This window comes from Rathayibacter sp. VKM Ac-2857, from assembly GCF_013205025.1.
In the GTDB taxonomy this organism is placed as follows: domain Bacteria; phylum Actinomycetota; class Actinomycetes; order Actinomycetales; family Microbacteriaceae; genus Rathayibacter.
In genome coordinates this window covers 597,646-612,831 of sequence record NZ_JABMLE010000002.1, presented here as the reverse complement: position 1 = coordinate 612,831, position 15,186 = coordinate 597,646, and the positions used below count along the sequence as shown (strand labels likewise).

Sequence of the window (15,186 nt, the reverse complement as noted above, 5' to 3'; positions counted from 1 at the left end):
CGAGATGCCACTTGTGCACGCGACACGCCGTGAAAGGCGTGCACAAGTGGCATCTCGCGGCGGAGTCAGACCGCGCAGCCGGCGAAGAGGACGTCGGGGGAGGAGACGAGGTCGACGAGGGTCAGCAGGCGGGTGAGGTCGTGGCCGGCGGCCAGGGCGTTCGCGCGCTCGAGGTCGGTCTGCGGGGCGAGGCGGCCCTCCATCACGCCGCCGAGGGCTCGGACGGCGCAGGCGGCGACGACGCCCTCGGGGGTGCCGCCGATGCCGAGCACCAGGTCGACGGAGCCGGAGGGGTCGGCCGCCTCGATCGCGACCGACACGTCGCCCTCGCCGCGCAGCGACAGCGCCACGCCGGCCTCCCGCAGAGCCGCGATCAGCCCGGCGTGCCGCGGCTTGTCGAGCACGGCGACCACGAGCTCGGAGACCGGCTTGCCCAGGGCCTCCGCCAGCCGTCGCGCGTTCTCGGCGGGCGGCAGGTCCAGCCCGACGACTCCCGCCCCCGCGCCGGAGCAGACCAGCTTGTCCATGTAGAAGACGTCGCGCGGGTCCAGCATCGTGCCGCGCGGGGCGAGTGCGATCACGCAGACCGATCCGGGGATCCCCTCCGCCGTCAGCCGCGTGCCGTCGAGCGGGTCGACCGCGACGTCGCAGGAGGGGGAGTCCGCCCGGCCGAGCCGCTCGCCGTTCGCGAGCATCGGCGCGTCGTCCTTCTCGCCCTCGCCGATCACGACGACGCCGGCGAACGGCGCCTCGGCCAGCACCGCGCGCATCGCCGCGACCGAGGCCGCGTCGGCGGCGAGCTTGTCGCCCCGGCCGTACCAGCCGCGCGCCGCCTCCGCCGCCGCCCGGACGCTCGCGGCCACCGCCTCCCGCAGCTCGGCCGAGTAGGACGGCGACGCGATCAGCCGGGCGTCGCTCACGCGCGCGCCGGCTGCGACGTCGCGGTGCGGACCAGTCGCTCGAGCGTGCGCAGGCCGTCGGAGGACAGCACCGACTCGAGATGCCCCTGCACGGAGGCGACTCCCTCCCCGCGCAGCGCGTCCACGATCCCGGTGGCGGGGTCGCGCGAGATCTCGAGGTCGAGCAGCGGGGTGCTCGACACCTCCGCGCCCGCCACCGAGGAGAAGGTGTTGTAGAAGCCGATCGCCGCGTCCTCGCCGAACACGTCGACCGCCAGCCGCACGCCCTGCCGGGGCGCGGGCAGCGGCTCGACCGGCAGCCCGGCGAGCAGCGAGAGCATCTGGTGGCTGAGGCAGACGGCCAGCATCGGCCGCTCCGAGGCGAGCCGCTCGGTCATCAGCGCCCGCAGCCGGGCGATCCGCGGCTCGGAGTCGTCCCGCGGGTCGCCGGGGCCGGGCCCGAACACCACGAGGTCGTCGCTCAGCACGTCCTCGACGCTCGACCAGCGCTCGACCCGGGCGTCCATGCCGAGGTGGCGCAGCTGGTGCGCGAGCATCGTCGTGAACTGGTCCTCGTTGTCGACGATGAGCGCCGTGTGCCCGGCGAGCCCCTCGATGTGCTCCGGCGCCTGCGGCCGCAGCCAGAACGAGGCGAGCCGCTCGTTGCGCGCCTCGAGCGCCTCCTGCACTCCGGGCTGCGCGTTGAGGTCGATCGCCGGCGGGATGTCGCGGTGGGGGAGCAGCCCCAGGGCGGAGAGCACCCCGGAGGCCTTCGCGCGGGTCTCGGCGACCTCGCCCTCCGGTGTCGAGTGGCGCACCAGCGTCGCTCCGGCCGGGACGGTGAGGCGGCCGTCCTCGCGGAGGTACGCGGTGCGGATCAGGATCGGCGCGTCGACCGTGTAGCCGTGCTCCTCCGGCTCGAACAGCGCGAGGACACCGGAGTAGTAGCCGCGCGGCTCCTTCTCGTACTCGGCGATCACGGCGCAGGCGTTCTCCATCGGCGAGCCGGTGACGGTCGGCGCGAACATCGTCAGCCGCAGCACCTCGCGGACGTCGAGGTCGGTGCGCCCCTCGAGCAGGTACTCCGTGTGGCTGAGCCGCGACATCTGCTTGAGGAACGGGCCGAGGATCCGGCCGCCGTTCGGGCAGACCGCGCTCATCATCTTCATCTCCTCGTCGACCACCATGAAGAGCTCCTCGCTCTCCTTGACGTCGGCGAGGAAGGCCAGCACCTCGGCGCCGGTCGGGCCGGCCGCGGGATGGCGGAAGGTGCCGCTGATCGGATTCATCATCGCCACGCCGTCGCGGACCGAGACGTGGCGCTCGGGCGTCGCGCCCACGGCGGTGACGGCCGGCGAGCCGTCGGCGCCGGGGGTGTGAATGGCGAAGGTCCAGTAGGCGCCCGACTCGTCGGTCAGCAGCCGGCGGAACCAGGCCAGCACCGCCTCGACCGCGGGCGCGTCCGTGTGCGCGACGAACGCGCGGTTGATCACGAAGTTCGCGCCCTCGCCGCGGCCGATCTCGTCGTCGATCACCCGGCGGACGATCTCCGCGTACTCCTCGTCGGGCACGTCGAAGCCGCGCTCCTCGACCGGGATCTCGCGCTCGGGCAGCAGCCGCAGCACCTCGGCCAGCGGCACGCTCTCGCGCTCGCGCACCACCAGGTTCCGCAGCGGGGCGCCGTCGTCCTTCGCCGCGAAGCCGCGCTCGCGCACCTGCCGGTAGGGCACGAGGGTCAGCACGTCGGCGCCGTCGAGCGGGATGTCGGCGAGGCCCTCGACGTCGACGACGTCGCCCGTGAAGACGTCGACGTCCGTCCGCCCCTGTCGGAGGACGACCGCGAACGGCAGCGATCCATCGGAGGCGAGGATGCGGGAGAGGAGCGAGGTCATCGTGGTCCTTGGGTCGGGGTGTCCCTCACCCGGGCCCCGACATGCAGAACGACCGCCCGGACGAGGCGGTCGAGTGCGAGAGGAGTCTGCGCGTCGGCCTGCCTAGGAGGCGGGCCACCAGGGGCGGAGGGTCGACGTGCGCACGGGGGAAGTCTAGGGGAGCGGCCGCTCGGGCGGCCACCCGATCAGACGGTCGCGGCGTCGGCTGCGGGGTCGATCCGCTCCGTCGACTCGCCGCGGAGGGTCCGGAGCAGGAGGGTCGCCCCGGCCGTCGCCGCCGGGGTGGCGACGACCGCACCGCCGGGGATCAGGAAGGCCAGGTAGACGGCGATGCCGAAGCCGAGGGAGACCGCCCGGCGCTCGCCGAGGAGGCGGCGGCGGTCGCGGAGGGCGAGGCCCCGCGCGTCCCCGGCGAACCCGGTCAGCTCGAGCGCCAGCGCCCGGCCGCCGACGAGCGCGCCGGCGATCAGCCCGATCACCTGCCCGACGACCGGGATGATCCCGAGCAGCACCAGCACGACGCCGATCCCCAGCGAAGTGGCCACCAGCGCCGCGGAGTCCCGGAGCGAGCGGCCGAGTCCGCTCCAGAACCCCGACTCGTGCTCGTCCGGCACCCCGCCGAGCTCGTTCTCGACGCCGCGCCAGATCCGCTCGTAGAACGGATCACCGACCAGGAGCGTCACGGCGGCGAAGAGGACGACGCCGAGCGCGACGATCGCACCGACCGCGGCGATCGACAGCAGCAGGCGGACGGTGCCCGCCCAGGCCTCGTCCCAGCCGTCCGCGAACGGCGTCAGCGCGAGGACGACGCCGTCGATCCGGGTCAGCACGAGCACCAGGACTCCGACGAAGACGAGGCCGACGACCAGGGGCGGGATCGCGCCGAGGAGCATGGCCCGGGGCGAGCGGACCCAGGTGCCGAACCCCCTGCCGAAGAGCTGTGCGCCGAGGGCCAGGTCGCGGAGGATCGCCATGGCTCGATCCTCGCAGAAGCGCCGTTACGCGATCGATGCAGAACGCCGCGCCACGGTGGATGTGCGGACGCTCAGGCCGCTGATAGACATCAGCCAGGCGCTACGGGGGCGGCAGTGGCGCCGATCCCGCTTCCACATTCTCGAGAAGGAACACATCCATGTCTCTCCGGGGGACCTCTCTCCGCTCGCGCTCGCGTCTCGCGTGCCTCACCCTCGCCGTCGGCCTCGCCGCCGGTCTGATCGCCCCGGCCGCCGCCGCGTCGACCGGCACGCCGGCGCCGACGGCGACGGCGACCGCTACCCCCGTCGCGACCGCGACCCCGTCGGCGGCTCCGACCGCGAGCCCCGAGCCGACGGGCACCGCGACCGCGACGCCGACCGCGACGCCCACGCCGACCGCGACGCCCACTGTCGTGCCGACGACGTCCCCGACGCCCGCGCCCGAGCCGACGACCGCTCCCGACGCCGTGGCCTTCGACGGCGGCATCTCGGTCGCCTCCGGCCCCGGGACGATCACGCTGTCGGTCCCGCCCCGAGCGAGCACCGGCCGCTACGACGAGGCGAACATCGGCTACTTCGTGACCCAGGACAACGGCATCGGTGTCGCACTGGACATCGTCGAGCAGGTCCCCGCCGAGGGCCTGCCGGCCCGCACCATCGACGTCGCTCTGCCGTACTCGGCCGACTGGACCGTCTCGGTCCTGACCTCCGGAGTGGACGACGGCGTCGAGCTCTTCCGCAGCGAGATCCTGCGCCAGACCCTCCGCGTGCTGAGCGCCTTCGACTCCTGCGCGGACGGCCTCGACCGCTCCCAGGCGAACGAGCCGTTCACGGTCGACGCCGTCGGCGGAGTGGGCAGCATCGCCGTCACGGTCGGCGCGTTCGCGCTGCCCGACTGCTTCGACGAGGTCACCCTGCGCGTCCTGGTCAAGAAGTTCAACAACGACGACGAGCAGGAGGGTGTCGAGCTCGGTCCGCTGCAGAGCGACGCCACCTTCGACGGCGCGACGGTGCGCGGCTCGTTCGCGCCCGGCCGCTACTTCGTCGTCGTCCTGGTCTCGGCCGCGGTGGACGGCGAGTACGGCTCCCTCTTCCAGGTCTTCGATCCGAGCGTGAACATCGCCGACGATCAGCGGGAGCCGATCGTCGTGACCGCTGCCGCGGCGTCGACCGCGACCGCGACCGGCGGCCGGCACCTCGCCGCCACCGGTGTCGAGACGGCGGGTGCCGCCTCCGGTGCAGCCGCGCTGCTGGCCCTCGGCCTCGTGTCGCTCGTCGCGGCGCGTCGTCGCCGGAGCGCGCAGCAGTCCTAGCCGCTGCAGACGAAGGGCCCGGGAGCGTCTGCTCCCGGGCCCTTCGTGCGTTCGGCGTCGTGCGCCTGTCTCAGGCGAGCTCGAACGGGGCGAGCAGCCCCGTCATCTCCTTCGGGCGCGGCGCCGCGAACTCGTCGCGGCGCGAGGTCGTGACGCCCATCGCGACGAGGCCCTCGACGAGCCGGACGGCGGCGGCGACCCCGTCGATCACCGGGACCCCGAGCTCGCGCGAGAGGTCACGGCAGAGGTCGGCCATCCCCGCGCAGCCCAGCACGATCACGTCGGAGTCGTCGGTCGCGAGGGCGGCGGCGCACTCCTCGAGGATCACCCGGCGCGCATCGGAGTCCGGGTCGTCGAGCTCGAGCACCGGGATGTCGCAGGCGTGCACCCCCGCGCAGGCCCGGTCGAACCCGGCGCGGTGCGCGATGTCCCAGGCCCGTCCGCTGGTCCGCGAGAGCGTGGTGACGACGCTGAACCGCCGGCCGACCAGGGACGCCATGTGCATCGCGGCCTCGGCGATCCCGATCACCGGCCCGCGGGCGATCTCGCGGGCCGCGTCGATCCCCGGGTCGCCGAAGCAGGCGACGACGTAGCCGTCGCTGCCCGCCGCGTCGCCGCGGACGATCTCGTGCAGCAGTCCCGGGACGGCGAGCGCCTCGTCGTAGTGGCTCTCGATCGAGGCCGGCCCCATCGGCGGGGTGACCGCGACGATCTCGGTGCCGACGGAGGCGACGGACCGCGCCGCGCGGCCGATCGCCTCCGTCATCCGCTCGCTGGTGTTCGGGTTGACGACGGTGATGCGCACGGCGCTCCTCGGGATGCTGGGGGGTGGGACGGGGGGAGAGCGGCCGCCACGCCACCGGTCACTCCTCAAAAGTTGCGGTAGTCACGCGCGACTACCGCAACTTTTGGAGGGTGGAGTGGATGGCGAGGCGGCCGCCCGGGTGGGGCGGGTGGGGCGAGCGCGCGGGTCAGACCGTGCTGCCGTCGCTGACGTTCGCGAGGTCCTCCTCGAGGCGGCCGATCCGCGGGGACCGGCGTTCCAGGACGGCCATCGCGACGAAGCCGAGGCCGCAGCCGAGGAACCAGCTGTAGTCGCCGAGCCAGGTGAAGGACGGGCCGCCCGCCTCCTCGATCCAGCGCGGCACGAGCACCGAGAGGACGGAGGGGAGGCCGCCGATCACGGTGGCCCAGACGGCGTTCGGATTGAAGCCGCGGGAGAACCAGTAGCGGCCCTTCTCGCTCATCGTGTAGAGGTCGTCGACCCAGACGCGCTGACGGCTGACCAGGTAGTAGCCGGCGATCAGGACGCCGAACAGCGGGCCGATCAGGGCGCCGAGGATGCCGAGCGTGTAGTGGATCGCGGTGTCGTTCGAGTACCAGTTCCACGGGGTGAGCAGCACCGAGCCGACGGCGGCGATCATGCCGCCCATCCGCCAGCTGATCTTCTTCGGGTTGACGTTGGAGAAGTCGAACGCGGGGGAGATGAAGTTGGCGACGATGTTGATGCCGATCGTCGCGATGACGAAGGTGAGCCCGCCGAGCAGCACGGCGAACCAGGTGTCGATCCGCTCGACGGTCTCGATCGGGTCGGTGATCAGCTCGCCGAAGACGGGGACCGTCGCGGAGGCGGTGATCACGGTGAGCAGCGAGAAGAAGAGGAAGTTGATCGGCAGGCCGAGGAGGTTGCCCTTCTTCACGGCGCGGTAGCTGCGGGCGTAGCGGGAGAAGTCGCCGAAGTTGAGCATCGGGCCGGAGAAGTAGGAGACGACCAGCGCGACGGCCGAGATCATCACCGGGATCGAGGCTCCGAGGTCGAGGGGCGCGCCCGAGCCGAGGTTCAGCGAGATGTTCTCCCAGCCGGCCTGCGAGACGAGGTAGATCGCGAGCACGAGCATCACGACGTAGACGGCCGGGCCGGCCCAGTCGATGAAGCGGCGGATCGACTCCATGCCGCGCCAGAACAGCGCGGCCTGGGCGACCCAGAGGATCGAGTAGGAGAGGTAGCCGAGGGCGGAGAGGCCGAGGAAGGAGGCCTCGGGGGTGTTCCAGGAGGCCATCGCCGGGAAGAACTTGAGGAACACGATGTTGAGCGACTGCGCGGCGAGGTAGGTCTGCACGCCGTACCAGGCGATGGCGATCAGGCCGCGGATGATCGCGGGGATGTTGGCCCCCCGGACGCCGAAGATCGCGCGGTTGATCACCGGATAGGGCACGCCGGTCACCTGGCTGGGCTTCGCGACGAGGTTGCAGAAGACCTGCACGATCACGATGCCGACCACGAGGGCCACCAGAACCTGCCAGCCGGCCAGACCGAGCGCGAAGAGCGAGCCGGCGGTGACGTAGCCGCCGACGCTGTGCACGTCGGACATCCAGAACGCGAAGATGTTGTAGCTCGACCAGCGCTGCTTGACGAGCGGGGCGAGGTCCTCGTTGGCGAGGCGGTCGTCGTAGCCCGGCTTGACGAGCGAGGGGCCGGCGAGGCCGGTGGTCGCCGGTGCGGGCGAGGGTTCGATGCGGGGTGCGGTGGCGCGGTCGGTCATGGTGGATCCACCTCTCGGGCGGGTGCGCGGGTCGGCGCACGGAGCGGATGTGTCAGGGTGGTCGAGGCGGTCGGCCGTGGCGATCGGCCGCCTCCGCGCGAGCGGTGGGCGTTCGGATCGTGTGAAGTGATGACTTCACACGGGAGAACCTAGGGCTCCGCGCGCCGAGGTTCGTTTCGAGCCCGTTACAGCTGTGTGACGATCACCGAGGAGAGGACGACGCCCCGCATGCCGACCGACGAGACCGCCTCGGATCCCGCCTCCGACGGGGCTCCGGACGTCGCGGGCACGCTCCTGGAGACGGACCGCGAAGGCGTCGGCGCGCGCCTGCGCGAGCTGCGTCTCGCGTCGGGGATGTCGCTGCGCGCGCTCGCCCGCGAGCTGGGCATCTCGGCCAGCGCGGTCTCGCAGATCGAGCGCGGGGCGATGCAGCCGTCGGTCGGTCGCCTCATCGCGATGGTCGGCGCCCTCGGCGTCCCGCTCTCCGCGGTCTTCGACGCGACCGCGGCCGGCGCATCCGCTCCGGCAGCGGTTCCGCCGGCCGACGGCGAGGCCCCGGTGCCGGCGACGGCCGTGGTGCGCGCGGGGGAGGTCGCTCCGGTCGAGCTCGAGGGCGGCGTGCTCTTCCGCCGGCTGGCGCCCCGGCCCGTCGACGCCGTCGACTTCTTCGAGTCGACCTATCCGCCGGGGGCGACCTCGACCGCGCACCGCCGGTTCCTCCGGCACGACGGCGTCGAGATCGGGACCGTCACGCAGGGCGAGCTCACCGTCGAGTTCGAGGACGAGACGGTGGTCCTCTCGGTGGGGGATGCGATCACGTTCCCGTGCGAGCGGGGCCACCGGATGGTCAATCGCGGCTCCACGACGGCGGTCGCGACCTGGCTGATCGTGCACCGCTGACGCGCTCCGCGGCACCGCCATCCCCGTATGGCACAGTGACAGCATTCCTCCACAGGGGGGAGGTGCCGGGTTCCTGTCCACACCCTCCGGGGATCCGGTCGGGGGGCCGGCCTCGATGTCGGTGCCGCCTGGTGTGCTGTGCGCCTCGAACGATTGGTGCGGAACATGGATGGACGACAGGACAGGCGAGACGACGACGGGTGCCCCCGCTGGTGCGCGGGCGAGCACGACGAGATCGAGCGCGCGGAGGAGCGGCTGCACCGCTCGCGGGCGCGCTCGATCCCGCTGGTGCTCTGGTGCGAGGCGGGGGCGGCGGCGGATCCCGTCGCCGCCGTGGTGCACGTCTCGCTGTGCCGGCCGGGCGGCCGGGGCGAGGAGCGGCTGCGGCTCGAGTCCGACGGCCTCGGCGCGATCGACCTCGATCTCAGCGCCGCGGCGCGGCTCGCTCGCGGCGTCGAGGAGGCGCTGGGGCTACTGGGCCCCGGTGCCGCCCGATGAGCGGGGCGGGTTCGGCGGCAGGAGGTCCGACAGCTCGATGTCGAGGGCCTCGCAGAGCGCGAAGAGCGTCTTCAGCTGCGGGTTCGCGGGCGAGCCCGGCTTCGACTCGCCCTTCTCGAACTTCTGGTAGGTGTAGCCCGCCAGTCCCGCCGCGTGGGCGATGCGCTCCTGGCTCTCGCCCTTGGCCATGCGGGCTCGGTGGAGGTTGGTGCCGAGCTCGCGGGCGTAGGTCATCCAGTCGCGTTCGGGGTCAGGTGTGGACATGCTCGCCAGCTTCGGAGAAGAATCGCTCCGGGTCACCCATACGCGCGTGGGTAATTGCCGATGGTCATACGTGCATGACCCTCATCGAGGGGGGACGGGCCCGCAGGGGCCCGCGAGACCAGCGCCTAAGATGGCCGGGTGCCAGTGAACCCCGACCTCACCGGGCGCGTGTTCGCGCCGACGGAGCCCTATCAGGTGGGCCGCGAGAAGGTGCGCGAGTTCGCGCGCGCCGTCTTCGCGGAGTCCCCCCTCCACCTCGATCCCGAGGCGGCGCGCCGCGCGGGCTACCGCGACGTCGTCGCTCCGCCGACCTTCGCCGTCGTGCTGCAGGAGTTCACCCTCCAGCAGCTGCTCGCCGCGCCCGACGCCGGGATCGACTTCAGCCGCGTCGTCCACGGCGACCAGCGCTTCAGCTACTCGCGCCCCATCGTCGCGGGCGACGAGCTGACCGCGACCCTCTCGGTCGCGAGCATCAAGCAGCTCGGCGCGCACTCGATGATCACCACGCAGTCGACCATGGTCGACGCCGACGGCGCCCACGTCGTCACCGCCGTGTCCACCCTCGTCGTCAGGGGAGACGAATGAGCGCCGAGCGCCCCGTCCTGTCCGAGCTCACCGTCGGCGACGTCGTCGGCGAGCGGCGCTTCCACCTCGAGCGCGGCTCGCTCGTGCGCTACGCCGGCGCCTCGGGCGACTTCAACCCGATCCACTACCGCGACGACGTCGCCGCCGAGGTCGGGCTGCCCGGCGTGCTCGCGCACGGCATGCTCACGATGGGCACCGCCGTCCAGGTCGTCGTCGACTGGGTCGGCGACCCCGGCCGCGTGGTCGACTACCAGGTCCGCTTCACGCGGCCGGTCGTCGTCGATCCGAAGGACGGCGCCGAGCTCGACGTCGTCGCGAAGGTCGGGGCGCTCGACGTCGAGGGCGGGATCGCGCGCATCGACCTCGCTGTGACCTTCGGCGGGCAGGCCGTGCTCGGCAAGGCCCAGGCTCGCGTCTCGCTGGCCTGATCCCGCACCGATGACCGTTCCCGCCCTCTCCACCCTCACCACGCTGCGCGTCGGGGGTGTCCCCGAGCGCCTGCTCGAGCCGGCCACCGAGGCCGAGCTGATCGCGACGCTGCGCGAGGTGTGGGCCGGCGACGAGCCCTGGCTGCTGCTGGGCGGCGGGTCCAACCTCCTCGTCGGCGACGACGACGTCGAGGGGACGGTGGTGCGCGTGCGCACGACCGGGATCGAGCGGCTCGAGTCCGACCGGGTCGGCGCGGTGCAGCTCCGCGTGCAGGCGGGCGAGTCGTGGGACGGTCTCGTCGCGACCACGGTCGAGCGCGGCTGGGCGGGGCTCGAGGCGCTCAGCGGCATCCCCGGGACGGTCGGAGCCTCACCGGTCCAGAACATCGGCGCCTACGGTCAGGAGCTCTCCGACACCCTCGTCGCGGTCGACTTCCTCGACGAGGGCGCGGACGAGCCCGTGCGGCTGACGGCGGCGGAGCTCGAGCTGGGCTACCGGACGTCCGCCGTCAAGCAGGGGCGGCGCGGGGCCGTCCTCGCCGTCGAGTTCGCGCTCGAGGACGTCGGCGGCGCGGGCCTCGGCGCCCCCGTCGCCTACGGCCAGCTCGCCAGTGCGCTCGGCGTCGAGCTGGGCGACCGCGTGCCGCTCGCCGAGGTGCGCGCGAGCGTGCTGCGCCTGCGCGGCGCGAAGGGGATGGTGCTCGATCCGGAGGATCCGGACACCGCCAGCGCCGGCTCCTTCTTCACCAACCCGATCGTCACCGTCGCGGCCGCGAGCGGCCTGCCGCCGACCGCCCCGCGCTGGCCCGAGACGCCCGCGAGCGAGGCTCCGCTGGTGACGTCCCTCGCCGAGGTCGAGGCGGGGGCGCCGATCCGGCTGCCCGCGCCGACGGCGCCCGACGCGCTCGTCAAGCTCAGCGCCGCCTGGCTCATCGAGCACGCGGGGATCGCCCGCGGCTTCGCGCTCCCGGGCTCGCGCGCCGCGGTCTCGAGCAAGCACACCCTCGCGCTCACCAACCGCGGCGGAGCGACCGCCGAGCAGATCGCCGAGCTCGCCCGCTACGTGCAGGGCCGCGTGCTCGCCGAGTTCGGCGTCCTGCTGCACCCGGAGCCCGTGGTCGTCGGCACCACCGTCTGACGCGACGCGCCACGGACCGCGCGGCGCGCGCCTCCCTGCTGACCGAGCAGCCCGCGGAGCGGGCGTCTCTGCAGAACCGTCCTGCTGACGTCGCCGGGTCTCGATACGCCCCTGCGGGGCTACTCGACCAGCATGATTGCGCTCGGACCAGCATGATTGCGCCCCCAGGCATGCGGTCAGTTCATGGTGATCGAGTAGCCCGCGGAGCGGGCGTATCGAGATCCGTCCGCGTCAGGACGCAGGTCTGCAGACCCGCCCTGCTGTCGACGGTGGGTCTCGATACGCCCCTGCGGGGCTCCTCGACCAGCATGGTGGGCGTCAAGCGTCGCGGCGGATCCAGCGGAAGGTGAGCCGGCTCGCGATCAGGCCCAGCACCAGCCAGATGCCGAGCGCGATCGCGACCCCGGTCAGGTCCCACGAGCCGTTCACCTCGGCCTGCTCGAAGTCGGCCGGCAGGAAGACCGCGCGCATGCCCTGCGCGATCCACTTGAGCGGGAAGACGCTCGCGATGGTCTGCAGCCAGTCCGGCAGCGTCGTGAAGGAGAGGTACGACCCCGAGACGAACTGCAGCACGAGCAGCGGCGGCACGATCACCGCGGTCGCGCTCTTGCCGGTGCGAGGGAGGGCGGAGACCGCGATGCCGAGGATCGCCGAGGTGGCGACTCCGGCGAGATAGACCCAGGCGAAGGTCGCCCAGCGGCCGCCGTCTGTCGGCAGCGGCACCGAGAAGGCGGTCGCCGCGACCGCGAGGAGCAGCGCCGTCTGCGCGACGCTCGTCACGAGCACCTGGCCGAACTTGCCCAGGAAGTAGCTGAGCACCGGCAGCGGAGCGCCGGCGAGGCGCTTGAGCGTGCCGTCGCCGCGCTCGACCGCGATGTCGACGCCGAGGTTCTGCACCCCGGAGAGCAGGATGCCCGCCGCCGCGAGCCCCGGCACGTAGTACTCGGCCATGCTGATGCCCGGGTCCTGCGGGTCGGCCTGCATGACCGCGCCGTCGCCGAACGCGACCGAGAAGATGGCGAGCAGCAGCACGGGGAAGAGGAAGGTGAAGAAGACCTGGTCCGGCGCGCGGAAGTACGAGCGGACCTCGTAGCGGGCACGGGAGGCGCCGAGCCGGAGGGTGCGGCCGACGCCGGTGCGCAGCGCGGGCCGGGGTGCGGTGACGGCGGTCATGCCGGCTCTCCGATCGGGTCGAGGGCGGTGTCGCCGGCGCGGTCGTCGCGGATCAGGTCCAGGTAGATGTCCTCGAGGCTCGGCCGGAGGACCTCCAGGGCCGTCGGCTCGCCGAGACGGGCGCTCAGCTCGGCGACGACGCGGGCCGGCTCCGTCGTGCGCACCCGACGCCGCGCGCCGTCCTCCTGCCACTGCACGATCGGCACGCGGGCCTCCTCGCCGCCGATCTCTCCCATCCGCCCGATCGCGAGGAGCCGCCCGCCCGCGATGACCGCGGCCCGGTCCGCGAGGTGCGCGGCCTCGTCGAGGTAGTGCGTGGTGAGGAGGATCGTCGTGCCCTCGCTCTTGAGGAGGGTGACGAGGTCCCAGAACGAGTGCCGCGCCTCCGGGTCGAAGCCCGTCGTCGGCTCGTCGAGGAACACCAGCTCCGGGCGGCCGACGATCCCCAGTGCCACGTCGACGCGCCGGCGCTGCCCGCCGGAGAGCTTGCCGATCCGCGAGCGCGCCTTGGCCGTGAGCCCGACCGCCTCGATCGTCTCGTCGACGTCGCGCGGGCTCGGGTAGAGGCTCGCGAAGTGCGCGATCTGCTCGCGGACCGTCGCGTTGCCCGACTCCCCGCTGGACTGCAGCACGATCCCGAGCCGCGACTTCCAGGCCAGGTCGCCGTGCCGCGGATCCACGCCCAGCACCGAGGCCTCGCCACCGGAGCGGTCGCGGTACCCCTCGAGGATCTCGATCGTCGTCGACTTGCCCGCCCCGTTGGGACCGAGCAGCGCGAACGTCTCCCCACGGGCGATCTCGAACGACACCCCGCTCAGCGCCGGCGCACCCCCGTAGTCCTTCCTCAGATCGCGGACTCGAACGGCGTCGTCAGGCGTCATCCCCCCAGCGTGCCCTGTCCCGCCCCCCCGAGCCCAGTCATCCGCCCCCTCGAGACACCACTTGCGCCCACCCCACCCGGCGTGCCACCCCTCACAGATGGCATCTCGCGAAGCCCGCCCTTCAGCTCGGCAGCAGGGCCGAGCGTCACCGGCGATTCGCGTGCCAGCGAATCGTCGTACGCGGACGCGGGACGCTCTACGGAACGCGCCCGTCTCCGCAAGCCGACTGCGGCTGATCGACGACGAAGGAGGAGCTCAGCTCAGAAGCACCGACGGCGCAGCAGCAGGGTCGAGCGCAACCGGCGATTCGCGTGCCAGCGAATCGTCGTGGGCGGACGCGAGACGCTCTACCGAACGCATCCACCTCAAGAAGCCGACCGCGGCTGATCGACGACGTAGGAGGAGATCAGCTCAACGAAACAGCGCTTGAAGGCGCTTCGCGCCTTCAAGCAAGGCGTCGTCGCCGAGCGCGTAGGAGAGGCGCAGGTATCCGCTGGGCCCGAAGGCCTCACCCGGGACGGTCGCGACCTCGGCTTTGTCGAGGATGAGGTCGGCGAGCTCCAGCGAGGTGGTCGGGGTGACCCCGTCCCACTCGCGGTTCAGCAGCCCGCGGACGTCCGGGTACACGTAGAACGCGCCACCGGGGGTCGGGCAGTCGACGCCGTCGATCGCGTTCAGCGCGTCGACGATGGTGCGGCGGCGACGGTCGAAGGCGAGGCGCATCTCCTCGGCCGGCTCCTGCGGGCCGGTGAGGGCGGCGATCGCGGCGCGCTGCGAGATGTTCGAGACGTTGCTGGAGAGGTGCGACTGCAGGTTGGAGGCGCCCTTGATCGCGTCGGCGGGGCCGACCATCCACCCCACGCGCCAGCCCGTCATCGCGTAGGTCTTGGCCACGCCGTTCACCAGGATCGTGCGGTCGCGCAGCGCGGGGACGGCCTCGACGATCGAGGTGGCGCGGGTGAGCGGGCTCGCGTCGTCCTGGCCCTCGGCCGCGTAGACCAGGTTCTGGTAGATCTCGTCGGCGATGATCCAGAGGCCGTGCTCCTCGGCCCACTCGCCGATCTCGCGGGTCTGCTCGGCGGAGTAGACCGCGCCGGTGGGGTTGGAGGGGGAGACGAAGAGGAGGACCTTGGTGCGGTCGGTGCGCGCCGCCTCCAGCTGCTCGACGGTGACCAGGTAGCCCTGGTCCGCGCCGGCGAAGACGTCGACCTGGACGCCGCCGGCGAGCTTGATCGCCTCGGGGTACGTGGTCCAGTAGGGGGTGGGGACGAGGACCTCGTCGCCCTCGTCGAGCAGCGTCTGGAACGCCTGGTACACGGCCTGCTTGCCGCCGTTGGTGACGACGACCTGCGACGCCTCGACGGCCCAGCCGGAGTCGCGCGCGGTCTTCTCGGCGATCGCCTGGCGGAGGTCGGGGAGGCCGGCCGCCGGGGTGTACCGGTAGTTCCTCGGGTCGAGCACCGCGGCCGACGCGGCCTCGACGATGTGCTGCGGCGTCGTGAAGTCGGGCTCGCCGGCGGCGTAGGAGATGACGGGCCGCCCCTGGGCCTGGAGGGCCTTCGCCTTCGCGTCGACCTTGAGGGTCGCGGACTCGGCGATGGCGGCGATGCGGGCGGAGATGCGCGTGGTGGAGGACACGACGGCCAGCGTATCGCGCGGGCGCGGAGGGCGGCGGGCGACGGCTCGCGCCCGGCTGGA

Annotated in this window: 15 protein-coding genes; 6 read left to right on the top strand and 9 right to left on the bottom strand. The window is 72.8% G+C overall.

From position 1 onward, the window contains the following. Positions 1-65 precede the first annotated feature (65 nt). The 3 genes from HQQ86_RS10185 to HQQ86_RS10175 all read right to left on the bottom strand — a co-directional run bounded on the left by HQQ86_RS10185 (position 66) and on the right by HQQ86_RS10175 (position 3,765). Complete coding sequence (locus HQQ86_RS10185) at positions 66-920, bottom strand: fructose-bisphosphatase class II (protein ID WP_173287983.1); 855 nt, start codon at positions 918-920, stop codon at positions 66-68. Further along, positions 917-2,791, bottom strand: a complete 1,875-nt coding sequence (locus tag HQQ86_RS10180) for an anthranilate synthase family protein (RefSeq protein ID WP_173287982.1) — start codon at positions 2,789-2,791, stop codon at positions 917-919. Before HQQ86_RS10180 ends, HQQ86_RS10185 begins: the two co-directional genes overlap by 4 nt. Before the next feature lie 185 nt (positions 2,792-2,976). Next, complete coding sequence (locus HQQ86_RS10175; RefSeq protein WP_173287981.1) at positions 2,977-3,765, bottom strand: EI24 domain-containing protein; 789 nt, start codon at positions 3,763-3,765, stop codon at positions 2,977-2,979. Positions 3,766-3,923: 158 nt separating this feature from the next. Here HQQ86_RS10175 and HQQ86_RS10170 point away from each other — a divergent pair, with 158 nt between their 5' ends. Next, entirely contained in the window at positions 3,924-5,078 is a 1,155-nt protein-coding gene (locus HQQ86_RS10170; RefSeq protein ID WP_173287562.1) for a hypothetical protein, read from the top strand. Positions 5,079-5,148: 70 nt separating this feature from the next. Here HQQ86_RS10170 and HQQ86_RS10165 read toward each other — a convergent pair whose 3' ends face one another. Further along, positions 5,149-5,883 (bottom strand): aspartate/glutamate racemase family protein, encoded by a 735-nt coding sequence (locus tag HQQ86_RS10165; RefSeq protein ID WP_173287980.1) that lies wholly within the window; start codon positions 5,881-5,883, stop codon positions 5,149-5,151. Between the two features lie 166 nt (positions 5,884-6,049). After that, positions 6,050-7,621 (bottom strand): NCS1 family nucleobase:cation symporter-1, encoded by a 1,572-nt coding sequence (locus tag HQQ86_RS10160; RefSeq protein WP_173287979.1) that lies wholly within the window; start codon positions 7,619-7,621, stop codon positions 6,050-6,052. 228 nt (positions 7,622-7,849) lie between these two features. Between HQQ86_RS10160 and HQQ86_RS10155 the strand changes: the two genes are divergently transcribed. Beyond that, complete coding sequence (locus tag HQQ86_RS10155) at positions 7,850-8,521, top strand: helix-turn-helix domain-containing protein (RefSeq protein ID WP_173287978.1); 672 nt, start codon at positions 7,850-7,852, stop codon at positions 8,519-8,521. A gap of 165 nt (positions 8,522-8,686) precedes the next feature. Next, positions 8,687-9,019 (top strand): hypothetical protein, encoded by a 333-nt coding sequence (locus HQQ86_RS10150; protein WP_173287977.1) that lies wholly within the window; start codon positions 8,687-8,689, stop codon positions 9,017-9,019. Here HQQ86_RS10150 and HQQ86_RS10145 read toward each other — a convergent pair. Next, positions 8,993-9,283: a helix-turn-helix domain-containing protein gene (locus HQQ86_RS10145; protein WP_160090625.1), complete on the bottom strand. Its 291-nt coding sequence runs from the start codon at positions 9,281-9,283 to the stop codon at positions 8,993-8,995. The two genes, HQQ86_RS10150 and HQQ86_RS10145, sit on opposite strands and share 27 nt — an antisense overlap. Positions 9,284-9,421: 138 nt before the next feature. Between HQQ86_RS10145 and HQQ86_RS10140 the strand changes: the two genes are divergently transcribed. Genes HQQ86_RS10140 through HQQ86_RS10130 form a run of 3 tightly spaced genes read left to right on the top strand, consistent with a single transcriptional unit; the run spans position 9,422 to position 11,434 of the window. Next, on the top strand, positions 9,422-9,868 hold the full coding sequence (locus HQQ86_RS10140) for a MaoC family dehydratase N-terminal domain-containing protein (protein WP_173287976.1): 447 nt from the start codon (positions 9,422-9,424) through the stop codon (positions 9,866-9,868). Continuing rightward, positions 9,865-10,296 (top strand): MaoC family dehydratase, encoded by a 432-nt coding sequence (locus tag HQQ86_RS10135; protein WP_173287975.1) that lies wholly within the window; start codon positions 9,865-9,867, stop codon positions 10,294-10,296. Before HQQ86_RS10140 ends, HQQ86_RS10135 begins: the two co-directional genes overlap by 4 nt. A 10-nt stretch (positions 10,297-10,306) precedes the next feature. Continuing rightward, positions 10,307-11,434: a UDP-N-acetylmuramate dehydrogenase gene (locus HQQ86_RS10130; protein WP_173287974.1), complete on the top strand. Its 1,128-nt coding sequence runs from the start codon at positions 10,307-10,309 to the stop codon at positions 11,432-11,434. Positions 11,435-11,752: 318 nt separating this feature from the next. Here HQQ86_RS10130 and HQQ86_RS10125 read toward each other — a convergent pair whose 3' ends face one another. From HQQ86_RS10125 to HQQ86_RS10115, 3 genes are all read right to left on the bottom strand, one after another. Further along, entirely contained in the window at positions 11,753-12,607 is an 855-nt protein-coding gene (locus tag HQQ86_RS10125) for an ABC transporter permease (protein ID WP_173287973.1), read from the bottom strand. Continuing rightward, positions 12,604-13,488: an ABC transporter ATP-binding protein gene (locus HQQ86_RS10120; RefSeq protein ID WP_173287972.1), complete on the bottom strand. Its 885-nt coding sequence runs from the start codon at positions 13,486-13,488 to the stop codon at positions 12,604-12,606. The genes HQQ86_RS10125 and HQQ86_RS10120 overlap by 4 nt, the downstream gene beginning before the upstream one ends. Before the next feature lie 411 nt (positions 13,489-13,899). Further along, the gene (locus HQQ86_RS10115) at positions 13,900-15,126 is read right to left on the bottom strand and encodes a pyridoxal phosphate-dependent aminotransferase (RefSeq protein ID WP_173287971.1); all 1,227 of its coding nucleotides are present in this window, start codon (positions 15,124-15,126) and stop codon (positions 13,900-13,902) included. Between the last annotated feature and the right edge of the window lie 60 nt (positions 15,127-15,186).